Annotated in this window: 19 protein-coding genes and 1 other RNA gene; 17 read left to right on the forward strand and 3 right to left on the reverse strand. The window is 37.5% G+C overall.

Annotated elements, in window-relative coordinates; translation table 11 throughout:
* Positions 1 to 122 precede the first annotated feature (122 nt).
* The 9 genes from KW850_RS11200 to KW850_RS11240 all read left to right on the forward strand — a co-directional run bounded on the left by KW850_RS11200 (position 123) and on the right by KW850_RS11240 (position 8,632).
* Positions 123 to 1,322: a Ger(x)C family spore germination protein gene (locus tag KW850_RS11200; protein WP_218347656.1), complete on the forward strand. Its 1,200-nt coding sequence runs from the start codon at positions 123 to 125 to the stop codon at positions 1,320 to 1,322.
* 35 nt (positions 1,323 to 1,357) lie between these two features.
* Entirely contained in the window at positions 1,358 to 2,950 is a 1,593-nt protein-coding gene (locus tag KW850_RS11205) for a spore germination protein (RefSeq protein WP_218347657.1), read from the forward strand.
* 42 nt (positions 2,951 to 2,992) lie between these two features.
* A complete protein-coding gene (locus KW850_RS11210) occupies positions 2,993 to 3,223 on the forward strand; it encodes a hypothetical protein (protein WP_256358213.1) in 231 nt (76 codons plus the stop codon).
* A gap of 132 nt (positions 3,224 to 3,355) precedes the next feature.
* On the forward strand, positions 3,356 to 3,823 hold the full coding sequence (gene smpB / locus KW850_RS11215) for an SsrA-binding protein SmpB (RefSeq protein WP_168245642.1): 468 nt from the start codon (positions 3,356 to 3,358) through the stop codon (positions 3,821 to 3,823).
* Positions 3,824 to 3,994: 171 nt separating this feature from the next.
* Positions 3,995 to 4,352: a transfer-messenger RNA gene (ssrA, locus tag KW850_RS11220) on the forward strand.
* Between the two features lie 289 nt (positions 4,353 to 4,641).
* Complete coding sequence (locus tag KW850_RS11225) at positions 4,642 to 5,676, forward strand: ABC transporter permease (protein ID WP_218347658.1); 1,035 nt, start codon at positions 4,642 to 4,644, stop codon at positions 5,674 to 5,676.
* A 1-nt stretch (position 5,677) separates the two neighbouring features.
* Positions 5,678 to 6,358 carry an ABC transporter ATP-binding protein gene (locus KW850_RS11230; protein WP_218347659.1) on the forward strand — a complete coding sequence of 227 codons (681 nt, stop codon included), beginning with the start codon at positions 5,678 to 5,680 and terminating at the stop codon, positions 6,356 to 6,358.
* 214 nt (positions 6,359 to 6,572) lie between these two features.
* On the forward strand, positions 6,573 to 7,253 hold the full coding sequence (locus tag KW850_RS11235; protein WP_218347660.1) for a response regulator transcription factor: 681 nt from the start codon (positions 6,573 to 6,575) through the stop codon (positions 7,251 to 7,253).
* A complete protein-coding gene (locus tag KW850_RS11240) occupies positions 7,250 to 8,632 on the forward strand; it encodes a sensor histidine kinase (RefSeq protein WP_218347661.1) in 1,383 nt (460 codons plus the stop codon). Before KW850_RS11235 ends, KW850_RS11240 begins: the two co-directional genes overlap by 4 nt.
* 134 nt (positions 8,633 to 8,766) lie before the next feature.
* Here KW850_RS11240 and KW850_RS11245 read toward each other — a convergent pair whose 3' ends face one another.
* A complete protein-coding gene (locus KW850_RS11245; RefSeq protein WP_218347723.1) occupies positions 8,767 to 9,417 on the reverse strand; it encodes a spore coat protein in 651 nt (216 codons plus the stop codon).
* Between the two features lie 153 nt (positions 9,418 to 9,570).
* Here KW850_RS11245 and KW850_RS11250 point away from each other — a divergent pair, with 153 nt between their 5' ends.
* The 3 genes from KW850_RS11250 to KW850_RS11260 all read left to right on the forward strand — a co-directional run bounded on the left by KW850_RS11250 (position 9,571) and on the right by KW850_RS11260 (position 11,590).
* Complete coding sequence (locus tag KW850_RS11250) at positions 9,571 to 10,152, forward strand: IMEF encapsulin system ferritin-like cargo protein (RefSeq protein ID WP_308128786.1); 582 nt, start codon at positions 9,571 to 9,573, stop codon at positions 10,150 to 10,152.
* 204 nt (positions 10,153 to 10,356) lie between these two features.
* Positions 10,357 to 11,205, forward strand: a complete 849-nt coding sequence (locus tag KW850_RS11255) for a family 1 encapsulin nanocompartment shell protein (RefSeq protein ID WP_218347663.1) — start codon at positions 10,357 to 10,359, stop codon at positions 11,203 to 11,205.
* Between the two features lie 4 nt (positions 11,206 to 11,209).
* Positions 11,210 to 11,590: a 2Fe-2S iron-sulfur cluster-binding protein gene (locus KW850_RS11260; protein ID WP_218347664.1), complete on the forward strand. Its 381-nt coding sequence runs from the start codon at positions 11,210 to 11,212 to the stop codon at positions 11,588 to 11,590.
* A 125-nt stretch (positions 11,591 to 11,715) separates the two neighbouring features.
* Here the strand turns inward: KW850_RS11260 and KW850_RS11265 are convergent, their stop codons facing one another.
* A complete protein-coding gene (locus tag KW850_RS11265) occupies positions 11,716 to 12,183 on the reverse strand; it encodes a hypothetical protein (protein ID WP_218347665.1) in 468 nt (155 codons plus the stop codon).
* 236 nt (positions 12,184 to 12,419) lie between these two features.
* Between KW850_RS11265 and KW850_RS11270 the strand changes: the two genes are divergently transcribed.
* The 4 genes from KW850_RS11270 to KW850_RS11285 all read left to right on the forward strand — a co-directional run bounded on the left by KW850_RS11270 (position 12,420) and on the right by KW850_RS11285 (position 15,980).
* On the forward strand, positions 12,420 to 13,439 hold the full coding sequence (locus KW850_RS11270) for a polysaccharide deacetylase family protein (RefSeq protein ID WP_218347666.1): 1,020 nt from the start codon (positions 12,420 to 12,422) through the stop codon (positions 13,437 to 13,439).
* Between the two features lie 99 nt (positions 13,440 to 13,538).
* The gene (locus KW850_RS11275) at positions 13,539 to 14,543 is read left to right on the forward strand and encodes an AI-2E family transporter (RefSeq protein ID WP_218347667.1); all 1,005 of its coding nucleotides are present in this window, start codon (positions 13,539 to 13,541) and stop codon (positions 14,541 to 14,543) included.
* A gap of 61 nt (positions 14,544 to 14,604) precedes the next feature.
* Positions 14,605 to 14,838: a group-specific protein gene (locus KW850_RS11280; protein WP_218347668.1), complete on the forward strand. Its 234-nt coding sequence runs from the start codon at positions 14,605 to 14,607 to the stop codon at positions 14,836 to 14,838.
* Between the two features lie 167 nt (positions 14,839 to 15,005).
* Positions 15,006 to 15,980, forward strand: a complete 975-nt coding sequence (locus KW850_RS11285) for a cation diffusion facilitator family transporter (RefSeq protein ID WP_218347669.1) — start codon at positions 15,006 to 15,008, stop codon at positions 15,978 to 15,980.
* A gap of 66 nt (positions 15,981 to 16,046) precedes the next feature.
* Here KW850_RS11285 and KW850_RS11290 read toward each other — a convergent pair whose 3' ends face one another.
* Positions 16,047 to 16,559, reverse strand: coding sequence for an acyl-CoA thioesterase (locus KW850_RS11290; protein ID WP_218347670.1), 513 nt, complete (start codon positions 16,557 to 16,559; stop codon positions 16,047 to 16,049).
* A 126-nt stretch (positions 16,560 to 16,685) separates the two neighbouring features.
* On the opposite strand from KW850_RS11290, the gene nadE reads away from it, so the two are divergent.
* A complete protein-coding gene (gene nadE, locus KW850_RS11295; RefSeq protein WP_218347671.1) occupies positions 16,686 to 17,507 on the forward strand; it encodes an ammonia-dependent NAD(+) synthetase in 822 nt (273 codons plus the stop codon).
* Positions 17,508 to 17,604 lie beyond the last annotated feature (97 nt).

Here is a 17,604-nt window from a genome sequence, read left to right on the forward strand (position 1 = left end):
TTCGGGTTATGGAGATATTATTCTTTGATAGGAAAAATAGGAAGCTGTTGAGAAAATCGTCCTTTATAATGTTCCATTCAAGTATAGCTATGTATTTAATTAATTGGAAAGGGCCGTATTCCATGACACAGAGAATTCCAATTTTTATTTTATTGATTGCAATTCTATTACTCACAACAGGCTGCTGGAATCGTCGTGAATTAAATGAACTTGCCATAACTCTAGCCATGGGAATCGATCGTACCATAGATGGTAAATATCTTGTAACGGCCCAAGTGGTAATTCCAGGCGAAATAACCGAAAAAGCAAGAGGGAGTTCACCAGTAATCATCTTTCAGGCAAAGGGGGATACCGTCCTTGAGGCAATACGAAAAATGACCAAAGAGGCACCTAGGAAAATTTATCCTTCACATCTCAGAATCCTAGTGATTGGAGAGGCATTGGCGAAAGAGGGGATCGGGAAACCATTAGATGTACTGTCAAGAGATTGGGAAGTGAGATCGGATTTTTATATTGCTGTAGCTAAGGGAAGGAAGGCAGAAGACATACTAAAGGTGCAAACCTCTTTAGTAAAAATACCTGCCAATGAATTGTTTAACACACTTGAAGTCTCTGCAAAAGCATGGTCAGCAACTAGATATGTGACGTTAGATGAACTGATTGCCAATATGGTAAGTGAAGGGAAAGAGCCTGTGTTAACTGGTATTCATTTAAAGGTAGAAGGCGATAAAGAAACTTCCTTCAGCAAACAAAATGTAGAAATAATCAGTCCACCAGCTAGGTTGTATTTTCAAGATTTAGCGGTTTTTGATGGAGACAAATTAATTGGCTGGTTAAATGAACTTCAAAGTAAAACTTATTCGATTGTGACAAATAATGAATTTGGTTCTGTTGGGAATATTCCATGTCCAAAGCGCGGAAAATTCGTTTATCAGATAACGAATTCAGAAACAAAGGTGAAAGGGAAAATACGACATGGAAGACCTGAAATTGATGTGGATGTCCGTGTAAGTGGCAAGGTTGCAGAAGTAGAATGCGATATCAATTTGAAAAGTTCAAAATCGATTCATCAGATTGAGAAAATCTATGAAAATGAAACGAAAAAAATGATCCAACAGGCAATAAAACAAGTGCAGGAAAATAATAAAGTTGACATTTTTGGCTTTGGCGAGGCGATTCATAGGGCGGATCCTAAAGCGTGGAAAAAATTAAAAATAGATTGGGATGAAAAATTTCAGGACTTGAAGGTAAATATTACAATAGATGGGGAAATCCATGGTATCGGAACTGTCGGTAATTCATTTCTCGATAAAATAAATTAAATCATCATTGTTTCGATACTGAGGGGGATCAATTGATGGGTTTTTTTAAGAAACAGAGAAGTAAAAACAGAATTAAACTGTTGAAATTAGAGATAGATGACCAAGGTATTAACGAAGCCAGTGACTTATTAAAACTTAGCCTTGAAGAAAACAAACATTATGTACTTCGAATGCTTGGAAATAGTCGGGATATCGTGTATAGAGAAATACAAATCGGCAAATCAGTTAAAGCAGGCATTTTCTATGCGGATGGATTAGTGGATACGAATTCGATTCAAAACTTTATCCTAGAACCACTCATGTTAGATATCCATTTCCATGACGATCAGACCATTTCTTCAACGCGTAATGTATTAAAAGTATTAAAAGATCAAATTCTTACGGTCGGATCGATAAAGGATGTTACGGAATTCAGCTCTCTTTTCGATTCATTATTATCTGGCGATGTCATTCTCTTGTTGGATGGCTATAGTCAAGGGTTCATCATCAGTATGCGTGGCTGGAAAGACCGCGGTGTAAATGAATCCACATCTGAAACAGTCGTTCGGGGACCTAAGGAAGGTTTCACTGAATCCATAGGTACTAATACGGCTTTAATTCGCAGAAAAATAAAATCCCCGAATTTATGGATAGAAACCAAAAACATTGGTAGAGTGACTAAAACAGATGTAGCAATCATGTATATCAATGGAATAGCAAATAGAAAAGTTGTCCAAGAAGTTCATGATAGACTTGACCGGATTGAAATTGATGGAATATTGGAAAGTGGTTATATTGAGGAATTAATTCAGGATACAACCTACAGCCCGTTTCCAACTATCTATAACTCAGAGCGGCCAGATGTGATTTCTGCAGAGCTCCTTGAAGGAAAGGTTGCCATATTAGTAGATGGTTCACCAAATGTTTTGATTGTTCCAGCACTATTCGTTTCGTTTTTACATGTTGCAGAAGACTATTATCAGCGTGCAGATATTAGTACGCTCATTCGTATGCTTCGTTTTTTTAGCATTATCATTGCACTTTTGGCACCCTCACTTTATATTGCTATTACTACCTATCATCAGGAAATGATACCCACTGAACTGTTAATCAATCTTGCTGCCCAACGGGAAGGTGTTCCCTTTCCAGCCTTTATTGAAGCTCTAATGATGGAGGTAGCATTTGAAATTTTGCGGGAAGCGGGCTTACGAATGCCTAGGGCTATAGGCTCTGCAATATCAATCGTTGGGACTTTAGTAATTGGTACTGCAGCAGTTCAGGCTGGAATCGTTTCGGCTGCCATGGTAATCGTTGTGGCAATCACGGCAATATCCAGCTTTATCCTTCCTTCCGTAGCCATGTCCATGTCGCTCCGTATGCTTCGTTTTCCAATGATGGGGCTTGCTGCTTCATTTGGTTTATTCGGTATAATAGTCGGTTTAATTTCACTTATCCTTCATATGAGCAGTTTGCGTTCTTTTGGGGTTCCATATATGAGTCCTTTTGGACCTTTAATTCCTCAAGATTTAAAGGATACGGTTGTACGGGTACCATGGTGGGGGATGTTTTCCCGCCCGCGTCTTATCAGTCAAAAAAACATAAGCCGCGAACAGAATTCGGCGCCAAAACCCTCTCAAAATAAAATATAGCGTCTTTAAAAATCTATAATGGAGTAAGGAGTTGCCGACATAGTGGCTGTTGCAGGAATCTTAGTCATTTCCGCTGTAATTATTGTGATAGATGTACCTCCTTTGTTGAGAAAAAAATTAGTAAAAGAGCTATGGATATTTTCCATTCTCCTGCTATTTGGAACCATGTTAAGTATTGCACAAGCCCTGGGTATTAGTATTCCTAATCCACTAGATTGGTTAACAGTCCTTTATAAACCATTTTCCGACATGATGAAGAATTTATTAAAGTGACCGATTTGTGCGTGATTTTTTTAGGTATTACACTTTTCTTTTGGTTTTAATCTTTGAGAAATTTTCACAGAGTATAATTGTGATGGAATATGATTTCTGCTACAATTAATTCCATAAGAAGAGGTGAATCTTATGCCAAAAGGTGAAGGAAAAGTTGTTGCGCAAAACAAAAAGGCTTACCATGACTATTTTATCGAAGAAACCTATGAAGCTGGAATTGTCTTGCAGGGAACAGAAATCAAATCAATTCGGGCTGGAAAAGTAAATCTAAAGGATTCCTATGCACGGATTCAAAATGGGGAAGCGATTTTATTCGGTATGCATGTCAGCCCCTATGAGCAAGGAAATCGTTTTAACCACGACCCATTAAGAACACGAACACTTCTATTACATAAACGTGAAATTAGTAAGTTAATTGGCGAAACGAAAGAAGCTGGGTATGCGCTGGTTCCATTAAAACTCTATTTGAAAAATGGATTTTGCAAAGTATTAATTGGACTTGCCAAAGGTAAAAAGAATTACGATAAGCGTGAATCCTTAAAACAAAAAGAAGCAAAGCGTGAAATCGAACGGGCTTTCCGCGACCGTCAAAAAATGTAATCAGGTAAACTGGAAATTATTTTACAAATACTTGTAATTGAAAAATGCATCAAGTATGGTATAATAAGTTTGTCGCCAAGAGCGACGGAAACTTTTGCTCAAGGACATTTGCCTGAGCATCCTAACGTCTACAGCTTTAATCTTTCATTAGATTGCAGCTCCTTTTATTATGGGGACGCTACGGATTCGACAGGGGTAGTTTGAGCTTAGGTCGCGAGTCGAGGGGATCGGCCTCGTTAAAACGTCAAAGCCATAACTGGCAAAACTAACAACAACCTCGCTTTCGCAGCTTAATACTGCATAGCGGTTCCTCCCTCCATTGCCCATGTGGTAGGGTAAGGGACTCACTCTAAGTGGGCTACGCCAGATTCCACCGCCTGAGGATGAAGGAAGAGAACAACCAGGCTAGCTGACCGGACGCCGGTCGATAGGCAAAAGGCTCAGCGAAACACCAATATATCGACTACACTCGTAGAAGCTTAAGTGGCGATATCTTTGGACGTGGGTTCGACTCCCACCGTCTCCACTACATAGTGGAAAAGAAAGACCAGCAGATTATAAAATAAAGCATAAGTTGTCCTAAATAGACAATTTATGCTTTATTTTTTTTCTGGACATTTTATGGTTTATTATGAAATTATAATAACCGTTAAAAAATTAATAAACTCTTGTTGAACGTGTGCATGAGTTAAAAACCAAAGCTGTCATTGAGGCAGCTTTTTTTTGTGCTATCGAAGTCAAATGTAATTTCCTGTTCATCGTCCGTTCACATAGCGATTTTAAACTAAGGATGTCAAAAAGAAATTGGGGGAATTAAGATGAACATTGCTTGGAAAGAAATTAAGAAAAATAAAGTAAGGTTTTTGATTTTAGGTTCAATCGTTTTTCTCGTTAGTTTATTAACGTTTGTTATATCAGGCTTGGCAAATGGATTATCACAAGATAATGCTGCATTAATTAAAGATTTACCAAATGGACAATTTTATATGAATAAAGATGCAGAGCAAACCTATAATCTTTCAAGAATAGATAGCAGTACCCAAGATAAAGTTTTAAAAGAACAAAAAGGTGCGGTTGCATTTTCAATTCAAATGGGATTTTTGAATGATAGTGCTGGTAAGCAACGAAGCGTTGCCTTTGTTACATCGACCGATTCAAATTCGTTTAAAAATGTAAAAAAAGGAGAAATCGTACTAGATCGCTCAATGGAAGACATGGGTATAAAAGTCGGGGATACCTTAACCAATAATCAATACAGCAGCAAGTTTCTTGTAAAAGGTTTTGTGGACCATAGTAAATACAGCCATGCGCCTGTCGCTTATATTAGTATGGAAGACTATAAAGAAATTTACCGGTCCGAAGAAATGCAGTTGATTTTCATCCCAGGAGGGGATGAAACACAAGTATTCACTGGCTTACAATCATTCTCGAAAAATCAGTTCCTTAATACAATTTCAAGTTATAAAGCAGAACAGATGTCTCTAAATATGATTGTTTGGTTTCTAGTTGTTATTAGCGGAATGCTGTTTGCGATCTTTTTCTACATGATGAACGTTCAAAAAATTGGTCTTTACGGTATTTTTAAAGCAATCGGTGTAAAAACACTTGCCTTGTTTAAAATTATGTGGACACAAATGGTACTGATTACAGTAATTGCACTTAGTTTATCAGTTGCACTCAGTCAAGTCTTTAATATGATTGCACCTAAAGGAATGCCTTTTAGTTTAACCCCTGAAACAACCGTACAATTGTCAGCAGTCTTTTTAATTATCGGATTTATTGGAGCTACTCTTTCAGGTATGCAAATAAAAAAAGTCGAACCATTACAAGCAATACAACAAGGAGAGATTTAAAATGGATATATTTACAATAGATGAAGTTAGAAAAACGTTTACTAATGGTGAAGTGAAGGAAGAAATACTAAAAGGAATTAATCTTTCCCTTAGAGAGGGAGAGATAACAGCATTAGTGGGTGCATCAGGCTCTGGTAAAAGCACACTCCTTACAATAGCGGCGGGACTTCAACACGCATCAGATGGGCAAGTAATATTCGAAGGAGAAAATTTGACTAATATGAGTTCGGAGCAAGTTCGGAAAATACGAGCAAGTAAATTTGGTTTCATCTTTCAATTTGCACATCTCGTTCCTTTTCTTACAGTAGAAGAGCAACTGTTACTAATGATGGAGGTATCTGAATCTAAATTGAAGAAACTTGAACAAAAAAAAGAAATTGACAACATACTAAAATTAGTTGATATGGACCATCGGAAAAAGGCATACCCATCTTCATTATCTGGCGGGGAAAAGCAACGAGTTGCAATAGCTCGCGCAATTATCCATAAGCCAAAAGTTCTTTTTGCAGATGAACCAACTGCGAGTTTAGATTCAAAAAGGTCTAAAGATGTTATGAGGTTAATCCGAAATTTAACTAAAACGCTAAACATTACTACTTTAATCGTTACACATGACGAAGAAATGCTTTCCTATGCTGACCATATGATTCAAATGAGCGATGGGCGGATTTTGCAAAGTTAGATTAAGGACCATAGTTATAGGCAAAGGATAAATCTTGCTAAAATAATATTAACAGACCTGACACTTTTACGTGGGCCTATTTATTATATTTTGTTTTATTAATGTAAGGTACAGGAACTGAAGTTTTACAACTTCGGTTTCTTTGCTTGCATGTAATGGTTATGATAAAGGTAATTAAAGATAGTAATTTTGAATTTTATAGGAGAAAACATTTATGACAACTATTCTAATTGTTGATGACGATCTCAATATTTTAAAGCTTCTAGATATTCACTTATCTGAAATAGGCTATAGAGTATTCCAAGCAAAAAACGGTATCGAAGCTTTGGAAATTCTTAATAGGGAAGCTTGTGATTTAGCAGTCGTGGACGTAATGATGCCTTTTATGGATGGCTATGCGCTAACAAATGAGATTAGAAAAAAGTATGCTATTCCAGTTATCCTATTAACAGCTAAAAATCAAATTGAGGATAAGGAGAAGGGATTTCAAGCTGGAACGGATGATTATTTAGTTAAGCCATTTGAACCAAAAGAATTAAGTTTTCGTATAAAAGCTTTGTTACGGAGATATGATAATCAACCAGATGAATCAATTGTTCGCATTGGAAATACAACAATCAACAAAAAAAGCTATGAGGTTAAGATTAGGGAAAGAACCTCACTTTTACCCTTAAAGGAGTTTGAACTTTTATTTTTTCTAACTTCTAATCCAATGCAAGTTTTTTCTAGAGAACACCTAATTGAACATATTTGGGGTTTGAATTTTGAAGGGGATGAAAGAACAGTAGATGTCCATATAAAAAGATTGAGGGAACGGTTTTCTAAGTTGACAGATGATTTCCAAATAAAAACAATACGTGGGGTTGGATATCTCTTAGAGGTCAAACATAGATGAAAACTCTATATGTGAAATTTATTGTAATAACTATTGGAATCATGGTTGTAAGCTTCATCTTAGCTTTTTTAATCTCTAATACCTATTATCAACAAAAATTAAAACCTTATAATGACAAAAAAAACACAAGAATTGCACTAGATATTGCAGCATTTGCTAAAGAGCATCCAAAAATCAACTTGACAGAGTATTTAGAAAGTATTGCAGCAGTTGGGTACCAAATTAATCTAGTAGATAATCAGGGAAATAGAAAATTCTTTGGCGAACCATTCAGGGACAAAAGTCTTTCAGCTTCGACTAAAGAGGATGTATTAAATGGTACTATTTACCATGGAATTCTTCACTTTCCTCAGGAAACATTTGTAACAGGATTTTTTGCTAATGAGCTGAGGAATACGATTGGTGTTCCTTTGAAACATAACGGAAGAAACTTTGCTCTTTTTGTTAGACCAGATATAAAACTCCTTTTCAATGAGATGCACATTTTATTTGGATGGATACTTGCATTATCGATTACGTTGAGCATAGCGATGGTAGTTATTAGTACAAAATATTTAGTAAAACCGATCTCTAACTTAACTAAAGCAACCAAATTGTTGTCAAATGGAGATTTTAATATAGAACTTAATATAACTCGTCATGATGAGTTAGGGGAACTTTCACATAGTTTTTTAAGAATGGCGAGAAAATTAGAACAAATGGATGAAATGAGGAAGGAATTCATATCGAATATTTCTCATGATATACAGTCACCTCTCTCTAATATAAAAGGATATACGAATCTATTGGATAATAATGATTCAATAAGCAAAGAAGAAAGATCCCAATACGTTTCAATCATTAACGGTGAAATTAAAAGGCTTTCTACCTTAACAAAACAATTGCTACTTCTTGCCTCATTAGATCGAAATGAGGATATTATGAAGAAAAGATTATTCAACATTGGTCAACAATTGAAGGAATTGGTGCGAAATTATCAATGGGCAGTAAGTGAAAAAGGTATAATGCTTAGCTACTCCTTACCAGATTTAGAAATTATCGGTGATCCATCCTTACTGAATAATGTTTGGGATAACCTTTTATCAAATGCCATTAAATATAATAAACCGAATGGCAGTATAGAGATATCAATTGAAGAAAGAGGTGAATCGGTCTGGATAACTTTTGAGGATACAGGAACAGGGATGAATAATACGGAATTAGAAAGGATATTTGATCGCTTTTATCGGGCAGATATAGCGCGTACAAGAACTACTGAGGGAACAGGATTGGGTCTATCAATTGTGGCAACCATCGTCAAACTGCATGGGGGTCATATTACTGTGAAAAGTAAAGAAAAAGTTGGGTCTACTTTTATTGTAGAATTACCAGTTAGATAGAAATTTTTGTACTATGCCATACATTACCTATGGGAAAATCTTCATAATATTTAGTATAAAAAAATCTATCCTTTCTTTCATTTCAAAATGAAATGGAAGGATAGATTTTTGTCTTATTTTATTTGGACTTCATTTTAATGATTGATGTTGTTCATATTCATATTGTTAGTTTGCGGCATTCCTTGTGCAGGGGCGAAGGCATTAAGCAGTTGATTCATATCCTGCTGTGCAAGCTGCGGTACTTGATAGTAATGATGTTTATTTTGATAAATCGAGATTTCATAAGCCATTTCAATACAATTTGGAACAGAGTCGGCGAGGACGCGGCGAACTACCGGATTGGTTGTCTCACATGCAGCCATTGTCTTCGCTGAGGCCCCAGTTTTACAGGAAGCAAGCATGCAGCTGGAAATGAATTCATCATTAATCTCCGATGCAGATTGCCAAGGTTTTTTTGGCTGGGAGGGTTTCATCCCATAGACCCAATCATTGCCTTGTTTCATCATATATTTTCCTGTCGGTTTGGAAGGATCCTGTCCGGTTTTGAAACACTCCACAGTGATATTGTATTCATCCTGCATAAATTGATATTGGCGGTCCAGAATATCCATCAATTCTGGATCTTTTACGTGTTGACGATATAACATATAGGAATTCATGGTTCCTATTGCGCCTGATAAGACTTCATGTAAGTCGAAAAGTTCATGACCACCGTGATTCATTTGTGGCGGTACAGATCCTGTATGCATGTTTTGGTGCGTTTGTCCTTGTTGTTGGTTTTGCATCATGAATGTATCTCCTCCTAATGATATTGAACATAACCATAGTTAGTATGTTTCGGAAGAAAAGAGTTATTCATTTTCTATGGAAATTATGGAAAATCGGTATTAAACTCGTCTATCCACGTCAATAATGATAGGTAGTTGATTTTTTAAGGGGTGGATAAATTGAAGGAAGAACTGAAGGTTTTTTATGGGATTTTTACAACAACGAAAGATGCTATTGAAAAATTTATGAATATGCTTGATCCGGTCATTCAGAACGCAACCGATGACCATGAACGACTTTATTATCATCATATTTTTGAAGAAGAGGAGCAGCGGCTTTCTCGTTTGGTAGAGCTGATTCCGCTTATCAGTAAGTTTGAATACGAAAAGGACGAGAAGGATTTTGCACCGACTAATAATGAATTTAATCGTCTTCTCCAAGAGTTGAATCTTGAAAGATTCGGATTACATAATTTTGTGGAACATTTAGATTTAGCGCTGTTTCGCTTTACTGACGAGGAACGAAGCACAATGCTGAACCAATTACGGGAGGTATCCTACAAGGATTATCAGCAGGTTAAAGCGATGTTGAACGACATTAATAAACGGTTCGATAATGACTACATCGACCCGCATGCCCATCATGATCACGACCATGATCACCTAGACAGGTCAGTTAACACATCAGATGGTGTCTCAATTGTGTCTTCAGCTAAATATAAAAAAGGGTTTACAGTGGGGAGCTTAATTTAGCTTTATTACATAAGATGATGTTTGGCGGAATAAATGGTGAAGTTGGCGGAATCCCTCGCAAGTTTGGCGGAATAAATTGTAGACTTGGCGGAATCCACGCTAAAATTGGCGGAATAATCCCATAATCGGCGGAATCCAAACACTAAACATCAACCTACAAACCCATGCCGAAAAATAAATACCTAAACACGAAAGGATAGAATCATGAACAAATCGCAATTATTTCCGGATGCACCATTAACAGACCAAGAATTTGCCGAACTAGACAAAACGGTCATTGAATCAGCACGCAGACAACTAGTTGGCAGGCGCTTTATCGAACTATATGGCCCACTCGGACGAGGGATGCAAAGTATCTCAAATGACATCTTTATCGAAAATCAAGAAGCGAAAATGGACATCCAAGGATCCTTTGATACCACCTTCGAAACAAGCAAGCGAGTAAACCATACCATTCCTTTACTCTATAAGGATTTCATCCTCTATTGGCGCGATATTGAACAAACCAAGGTCCTCGATATCCCAATCGATTTTTCACCAGCAGCCAATGCGGCCCGAGACGTTGCCAATCTTGAAGATCAGATGATTTTTCATGGAGCTAAAGAATTTGATATCCCCGGCTTAATGAATGTTCAAGGCAGGCTGACGCACTTAATTGGAGAATGGTATGAATCGGGAGCAGCCTTTCAGGATATTGTCGATGCACGAAACAAGCTGCTTGAAATGAATCATCATGGACCGTTTGCACTGGTCTTATCACCAGAACTGTACTCGCTTTTACACCGGGTTCATAAAGACACCAATGTATTAGAAATTGAACATGTCCGTGAACTTGTCACAGACGGAGTGTTCCAATCTCCAGTTTTAAAAGGAAGAGCAGGTGTGCTGCTTAACACCGGGCGGAATAACTTGGATCTTGCCGTATCAGAGGATTTTGACACAGCTTATATGGGTCAGGAAGGGATGAATCATCCTTTCCGTGTTTATGAAACCGTGGTATTAAGAATTAAGCGCCCAGGTGCCATTTGTACGCTAGAGGCAATCGGGGATTAATCAGGTGAATAATCGAGTTTTTACAGTAGGCTCGCTCCTTCCTGGAAAAATGGCGCCTGTACGGAATTCTCCCGCGCACACTGTTGTTGAAAAAAGAGAAGCTAAACACCAATCCGGTAAAGTCATAACGCACCTTGAAAAAATATTCGTCATTCAAGGCCGGAATCAATTTGAAATCGCACCTGCTAAAGGGACATTACTAGATGCAGCTTTAAAGCAAGGACAGGCAATCAAATATAAATGCCAAAAAGGAACTTGCGGACAATGTACAGTCCAGGTTCTGCAAGGCCCAAGTCTTTCGAAACCAAATGAACAAGAACATAAAAAACTTGGCGATGAATTAAACAACGGCTATCGATTGGCTTGCCAAGCCGTCATTCTTTAAACAAAGACTATGTTAAATCTCACTGTGGATTTGGCACAATGTTGATTGGAGCGGAAATCGACAGGCACGTTAAACAGAACCTAAACAAAAAAACGCGGTCCACCACAAGGCGGACCGCGTTCTCATTATGCAAACAACTGTACTAATTTATCCTCAACAGGGAATGGAAGCGAGATATTGTGGTTTTTCAATTCTTTCACACTAATATCACGCACTAATTTCAACGCTTCTTTTTTGAATGAGCTCGTAACAAAACCAGCATTCACTTCACATAGCTTTTGTAAGTATTTCAATGTATCATGCAGTAAGTACTGTTTAATGTAAGTATTATTAAGCTGGCAAATTAATTTATGTTGTAAGCCTTTAATAACAGCAATTTGGTCAACATGTGCAATCACATTTGCACCATCTTGGTCAATAAATCCTACAGAAACATAGTGTCCTTTTGAGATATCAACATTAGTAAACACGGGGTTTAGGTAGGTTTCACCTGATAATAACCGAATCGAATCAGCTTCAGCCGCACCGCCGATTTTACGATGATTAGAAATAACCGTGTGAATATCCTTCAACCCATATAGCATGTTAAACATGTTGAATCCCCCTTCAGATAATCTCGTTAATTTAATATTAAAGATAATGAGAATCATTGTCAATGGGAGTTATTTACCAAAATTATGAAGAAAAATGAAACAAAACTACCGATTCAAAGCATCGCTAAAGCAAAAGGAATTTATATCTAATAATTTCATAGATTGGTAACATTTTGATCAATAATTCGTCTATAATGGAGGTAGAAAAATAATAAACATCAAAGAGGGATTGATCAATGGGGAATCTTAAAAGCAGTTGGTCGAAGGGGACGTTAATTGCCGTCATTGTTGTTACTTTTTTGTTTGCAGGAATATTTGTCAGTAATTATTTTCAAGCAAAAGCAGCAAGCAGTGAATCTAATAATCACCCAAAAAATAAGGTTACGAATCAGCCTGTTGAAAAAAATGTGAGCGCAAAAACCATTGTGCAAAACACAAACGATGCAAAGTTGGAAAAAGAAAGAATGCAAAAACAGCAAAACGAAGCAGTGCACTGGAGAAACGAGCAAGAACGAGAGACTAGTAAGGTAAAAAACAATCACACTACTGATACGGGGGCACACCCCACCACAAAAGATAAAACTACTTCTCAATCACCGTCAAAGGAATCTAATGCAGCTCCGTCTAAACCAAAAAATACACAACAACTAAGCACAAGTGGAAAGAAAATTGTCTATTTAACATTTGATGATGGCCCAGCTCCATTTTCCGATAAGATTATCAAACTACTTGAAAAGTATCAATTTAAAGCTACCTTCTTTATGATAGATGGGAATATTAAGAGATACCCTGAAGCGGTAAATTTAATGACCAAGACAGGAGAAACGGTTGGACTACATAGTGTATCCCACAGTCAAAAGAAATTTTATAAATCAAAAAAAACCGTACTCAGTGAACTAAACCAAAATCGAAACACCTTAAAGGAAGTTTCAGGTGTCAATTCATTTATCATGAGAACGCCTTATGGCAGCGCGCCAAACATGACAGACGAGTATAAAAAGGCTGTTAAGGAAAAAGGGTACATCATGTGGGATTGGAATATTGATAGTAAAGATTGGTATTATAAGGATAAGCGCTATGTCAATAATGTTATACAGCAAATAAAACAGATGAAACACCATAACGGACCGCTTGTCATTCTTTTACACGAGCGAAAGGAAACACTTGCTTATTTGCCTAAACTTTTAGACTATTTAAAGAAAGAAGGCTTTGAAGGCAGACCAATTGAAAACACAACTACTCCTGTCCAATTTTAAAATAAGACAATATACCAGGAGATTTGGTATAATTAATGTATTGTTAAAAAATATTTTCATGTGAATTATAGTGAATATAATGGGGACCGATAATAGCCTATGATCAATAAACTTTTGCACAGTACAGGTTTCAAGCGAATATCTATTTTTGTCTTAATTGCCATTGTTATTTATGCAATGAAATCTATGATAAATTTAATCTTGCTTACGTTCATATTTGCGTTTTTAATGGATCGGTTAGTGCAATTCATTGAACAAAAAATACCGATTAACCGAAAGTTGATCGTTGTCATTGCGTATGCGAGTATTGTTGGTCTGCTTTCGTATGGGTTGGTCATGTACCTGCCAATGATTGCAGGTGAAATTACGGCATTAATCAAGCAGTTAACTGCTTTTTATACGGCTAAGCATGATAACATTGTGCTGAATTATATTGTTAGTCGAATGGAAGAAATTAAAATCTCAAGTTACTTAGAGCAGGGCTTTACTTTTGTATTAAAGTACTTTACGGATATTAGTAAAATTGGATTGCAAGTTTTATTGGCGCTATTACTGAGTTTGTTCTTCTTATTAGAAAAACCGCGCTTAATTGACTTTACAAAGAAATTTAGAACAAGTAAAATTGCACCCGTTTACTCAGAAATTGAATTTTTTGCGCGAAAGTTCGTTGGTACGTTTGGTAAAGTAATTGAAGCACAACTGATTATTGCTGTTGTGAACTGTATTTTAACAACTATCGCTTTATGGATCTTGGATTTCCCACAGCTTGGCGGATTATCCATTATGATTTTCGTTTTGGGACTTATCCCTGTTGCGGGTGTTATTATCTCGTTAATACCGCTGACAATCATTGCCTACAGTATTGGCGGATTGGTGACGGTTCTTTACGTCGGTATTGCGATTATGATTATTCATGGCATCGAAGCGTATATATTAAATCCAAATCTAATGAGTTCAAAAACCAATCTTCCTGTTTTTTATACATTCATCGTATTGATTTTCTCAGAGCACTTTTTTGGTGTATGGGGGTTAATCGTTGGGATCCCCGTCTTTGTTTTCCTTTTGGATGTTTTAGAGGTGACCGAGAGTAAGAAGGTTAAATAAAAAGCCCAGCTGTGGGCTTTTTTGTTTATACTAGAGATATTAACCAAAAGGAGGAAAACAGATGAGCGAATGTAAGCTAAATCATACCCACGAAGATGTAAAAACTAAATATGAATCACAAGCAGCCTTTCTTCCGGAAGAGATGAAGCCATTATTTAATCAGTTCTTCGAAAAAGAGCATACCCAGGACATCTTAAACGAAGTGTTCCATTTGCTTAAAAAATACGATTTAGCCGCTGAGGAAGAACAAGGAAACCGAAATAACCGCTTATATTTGGTACTGAATAACGTTTAAATAGGAAGGGCCCTATCGAATGATAGGGCCCCGTAAATTTCATCCTCCCTCCATTTTCCCTTGTTGGAAAAATTTCCTTTTGTTGTCATTAAGGTTTATTTATAATGAATTTGGTTATTTAAGAAAATATTAAGAAGAGAAAAGCTTACTTAAGAAAAGAGGATACGATGGGAGAAATATTGCAGTTATTAAAACGGGGCAATAAATCAGCTATGCTGGCGGCAATAATTAATACAATCATTTCGATTATTAAAGGGGTAGCCTTTATGTTTACGGGCAATGTGGCCATGTTTGCTGAAACGATGCACAGTCTAGGTGATGCTGCTAACCAGTTTTTTGTGTTTGTTGGGTCTGCCTTAAGTAAAAAGGCACCAACTGAGAAGTATCCAAACGGGTTTGGCCGCTTAGTGAACCTCGTCCTGTTGGGAGCTGTGTTGATTGTTGGAATTATGGCATTCGAGACCATAAAAGAAGGATATCACCATGTGGTTCATCCAACTGAATCTGGTGGGTTTATGGTTAATATACTTGTTTTAGCGGTTGCAACTCTTTTAGAAATGTTTGTTTTATTTAAGGCAATGAAAGAGATTTTACATGAAATCGAAGAAGAGGCAAGCGGACTTCAAGTGTTTTCTAAAAGTTTTGCCAACTTGGGAAAAGCTAAACCTGCAACGAAGCTTGTTTTCATGGAGGATCTGGTGGCAACTTTGGGCGGTTTGCTGGCAATTTTGGCAGTAGTTATTTCTCATTTCACTGCATTTCACCAAATAGAGGGGCTCGCATCCATGCTGATTGGCGCAATGATGTTATTTGTTGTCGGCAGGGTCTTTTTAGATAATGCTGCTGGGGTCCTTGGCCAAGCAGATGAAGAAATGGAAAACAAAATCGGCACCCTCGTGATGGAGGATCCTGATGTAAAGGATATTCAAGGGATAACCGTTATTAAAGAGGGCGAGGATCTGCACGTTGAATTAGAAATTGAGGTTGATCCAAGAATAACAGTTGCCGCTGCCGATGATATTAAGGACCGTCTTGAAGAAAAAATCATGGCGGAAAAAGGTGTCGTCGATGTCACGATTGAGTTTGATGAGGAAGATGAAGTCATGTCATGGCAAGCGCGCACGGAACAGAATGTAAAGTAAGCAAAAAGGTTCGCGGTATTCGCGAACCTTTTTGCTTCTTTTCTTATTGTCTAGCTCAGGCTTTTCTTATTCCCATGGTTTATGTATGGTCAGTACGCTTGCCAACTCTTTACTGCTTTTTCTGTGTTCTTTCCGTTTTTCTGCACGTTCTTTGCCTGTTTCAAAGAGCTTTTTCTCTTCATCGGTTTCAGGAATGATACCTGGGACCTTTGTCGGTTTGCCGTTTTCATCTAGGGCGACAAAGGTTAAAAAGGCGGTAGCGGCAATTTTTCTATCACCAGACATTAGATTTTCTGCAATTACCTTAACGAAAATCTCCATCGAAGATGTTCCGGTTGAAGAAACAAATGTTTCAATGCAAACAGAATCCTTTGGTGTAATCGGACTAAGAAAGTCGACGGAATCAATCGAAGCCGTAACACACTCCGCTCTGGAATGTCTGACGGCCGAAATAGAGGCGATCATATCGATATCGCTGATTAGCTTTCCCCCAAACAAGGTATTATGGTTATTTACATCATTAGGAAAAATCCTGCTTGTTCTGACCACTCGAGATTCATTACATGTTTTTGCATCCATCCTAATCCCTCCATTAATTGTCTATGTTAATTTACCCAAGTTTCTATTTTCTCTCCATTTTAGTGAAATCGAAGTATTTGTGGTACATTAATTAATATATCGATTGTTTGTCAGGAGGTACAGTAAATGAGTTTACAAGCACAGATTATGAAGGATTTAAATGTCAATCCGACCATCCATCCGCAAGAAGAAATTAGGAAACGGATTGATTTCTTAAAAAATTACCTATTAAAAACAAAGGCCAAGGGTTATGTGCTGGGAATAAGCGGTGGTCAAGATTCAACGCTTGCAGGCCGGCTCGCCCAACTAGCGGTGGAAGAGCTGCGCAGCGAAGGAACTGATGCCTTATTTATCGCTGTTCGTCTCCCTTATGGCGTCCAACAAGACGAGGAAGATGCTAAGCGTTCATTAGCCTTTATCCGCGCTGACCGTGAGACAGTCTTTAACATCAAATCAGCCGTAGATGAAGTCAAAAAAGAATATGATGAAAGCTATCAGGGGGCACCTCTAAGCGATTATCAAAAAGGAAATGTAAAGGCTCGAATGAGAATGATTGCTCAATATGCGATTGGTGGTATGGAAGGGCTGCTGGTTATTGGGACAGATCATGGAGCTGAAGCCGTAACAGGTTTCTATACAAAGTATGGCGATGGCGGAGCTGACATTCTTCCATTGAGCGGATTATCGAAGCGGCAAGGGAAAGCTCTGTTAAAAGAACTGGGTGCAGATGAACGTTTATATTTAAAAACACCTACTGCAGACCTGCTGGACCAAAAACCTGGACAGGCCGATGAGACGGAATTAGGTATCAGCTACGATGAACTCGACGACTATTTGGAAGGCAAGTCCGTTTCAAAAGAGGTAGCAGACAAAATAGAACAGCGCTATCTCATGACCGAACATAAACGCCAACTTCCGGTTACAATGTTTGATGGTTGGTGGAAATAGAAAGCGGATGTGGTTTGAACTAGATGACTTGGAAAAAAACATTCCATGTTTCCATGAAACCCACTATTGAAGAGAATCAAAAAAAACTATAATGGGA

This window comes from Bacillus sp. sid0103, assembly GCF_019219025.1.

Bases quoted from the DNA above. Each gene is read 5' to 3' on its own strand.
- KW850_RS11225 (WP_218347658.1), top strand. From the start codon at position 4,642: ATGAACATTGCTTGGAAAGAAATTAAGAAAAATAAAGTAAGGTTTTTG.
- KW850_RS11265 (WP_218347665.1), bottom strand. From the start codon at position 12,183: ATGTTTAACATGCTATATGGGTTGAAGGATATTCACACGGTTATTTCT.
- KW850_RS11245 (WP_218347723.1), bottom strand. From the start codon at position 9,417: ATGCAAAACCAACAACAAGGACAAACGCACCAAAACATGCATACAGGA.
- KW850_RS11235 (WP_218347660.1), top strand. From the start codon at position 6,573: ATGACAACTATTCTAATTGTTGATGACGATCTCAATATTTTAAAGCTT.
- nadE (WP_218347671.1), top strand. From the start codon at position 16,686: ATGAGTTTACAAGCACAGATTATGAAGGATTTAAATGTCAATCCGACC.
- KW850_RS11200 (WP_218347656.1), top strand. From the start codon at position 123: ATGACACAGAGAATTCCAATTTTTATTTTATTGATTGCAATTCTATTA.
- KW850_RS11230 (WP_218347659.1), top strand. From the start codon at position 5,678: ATGGATATATTTACAATAGATGAAGTTAGAAAAACGTTTACTAATGGT.
- smpB (WP_168245642.1), top strand. From the start codon at position 3,356: ATGCCAAAAGGTGAAGGAAAAGTTGTTGCGCAAAACAAAAAGGCTTAC.
- KW850_RS11270 (WP_218347666.1), top strand. From the start codon at position 12,420: ATGGGGAATCTTAAAAGCAGTTGGTCGAAGGGGACGTTAATTGCCGTC.
- KW850_RS11255 (WP_218347663.1), top strand. From the start codon at position 10,357: ATGAACAAATCGCAATTATTTCCGGATGCACCATTAACAGACCAAGAA.
- KW850_RS11205 (WP_218347657.1), top strand. From the start codon at position 1,358: ATGGGTTTTTTTAAGAAACAGAGAAGTAAAAACAGAATTAAACTGTTG.
- KW850_RS11280 (WP_218347668.1), top strand. From the start codon at position 14,605: ATGAGCGAATGTAAGCTAAATCATACCCACGAAGATGTAAAAACTAAA.
- KW850_RS11290 (WP_218347670.1), bottom strand. From the start codon at position 16,559: ATGGATGCAAAAACATGTAATGAATCTCGAGTGGTCAGAACAAGCAGG.
- KW850_RS11240 (WP_218347661.1), top strand. From the start codon at position 7,250: ATGAAAACTCTATATGTGAAATTTATTGTAATAACTATTGGAATCATG.
- KW850_RS11285 (WP_218347669.1), top strand. From the start codon at position 15,006: ATGGGAGAAATATTGCAGTTATTAAAACGGGGCAATAAATCAGCTATG.
- KW850_RS11275 (WP_218347667.1), top strand. From the start codon at position 13,539: ATGATCAATAAACTTTTGCACAGTACAGGTTTCAAGCGAATATCTATT.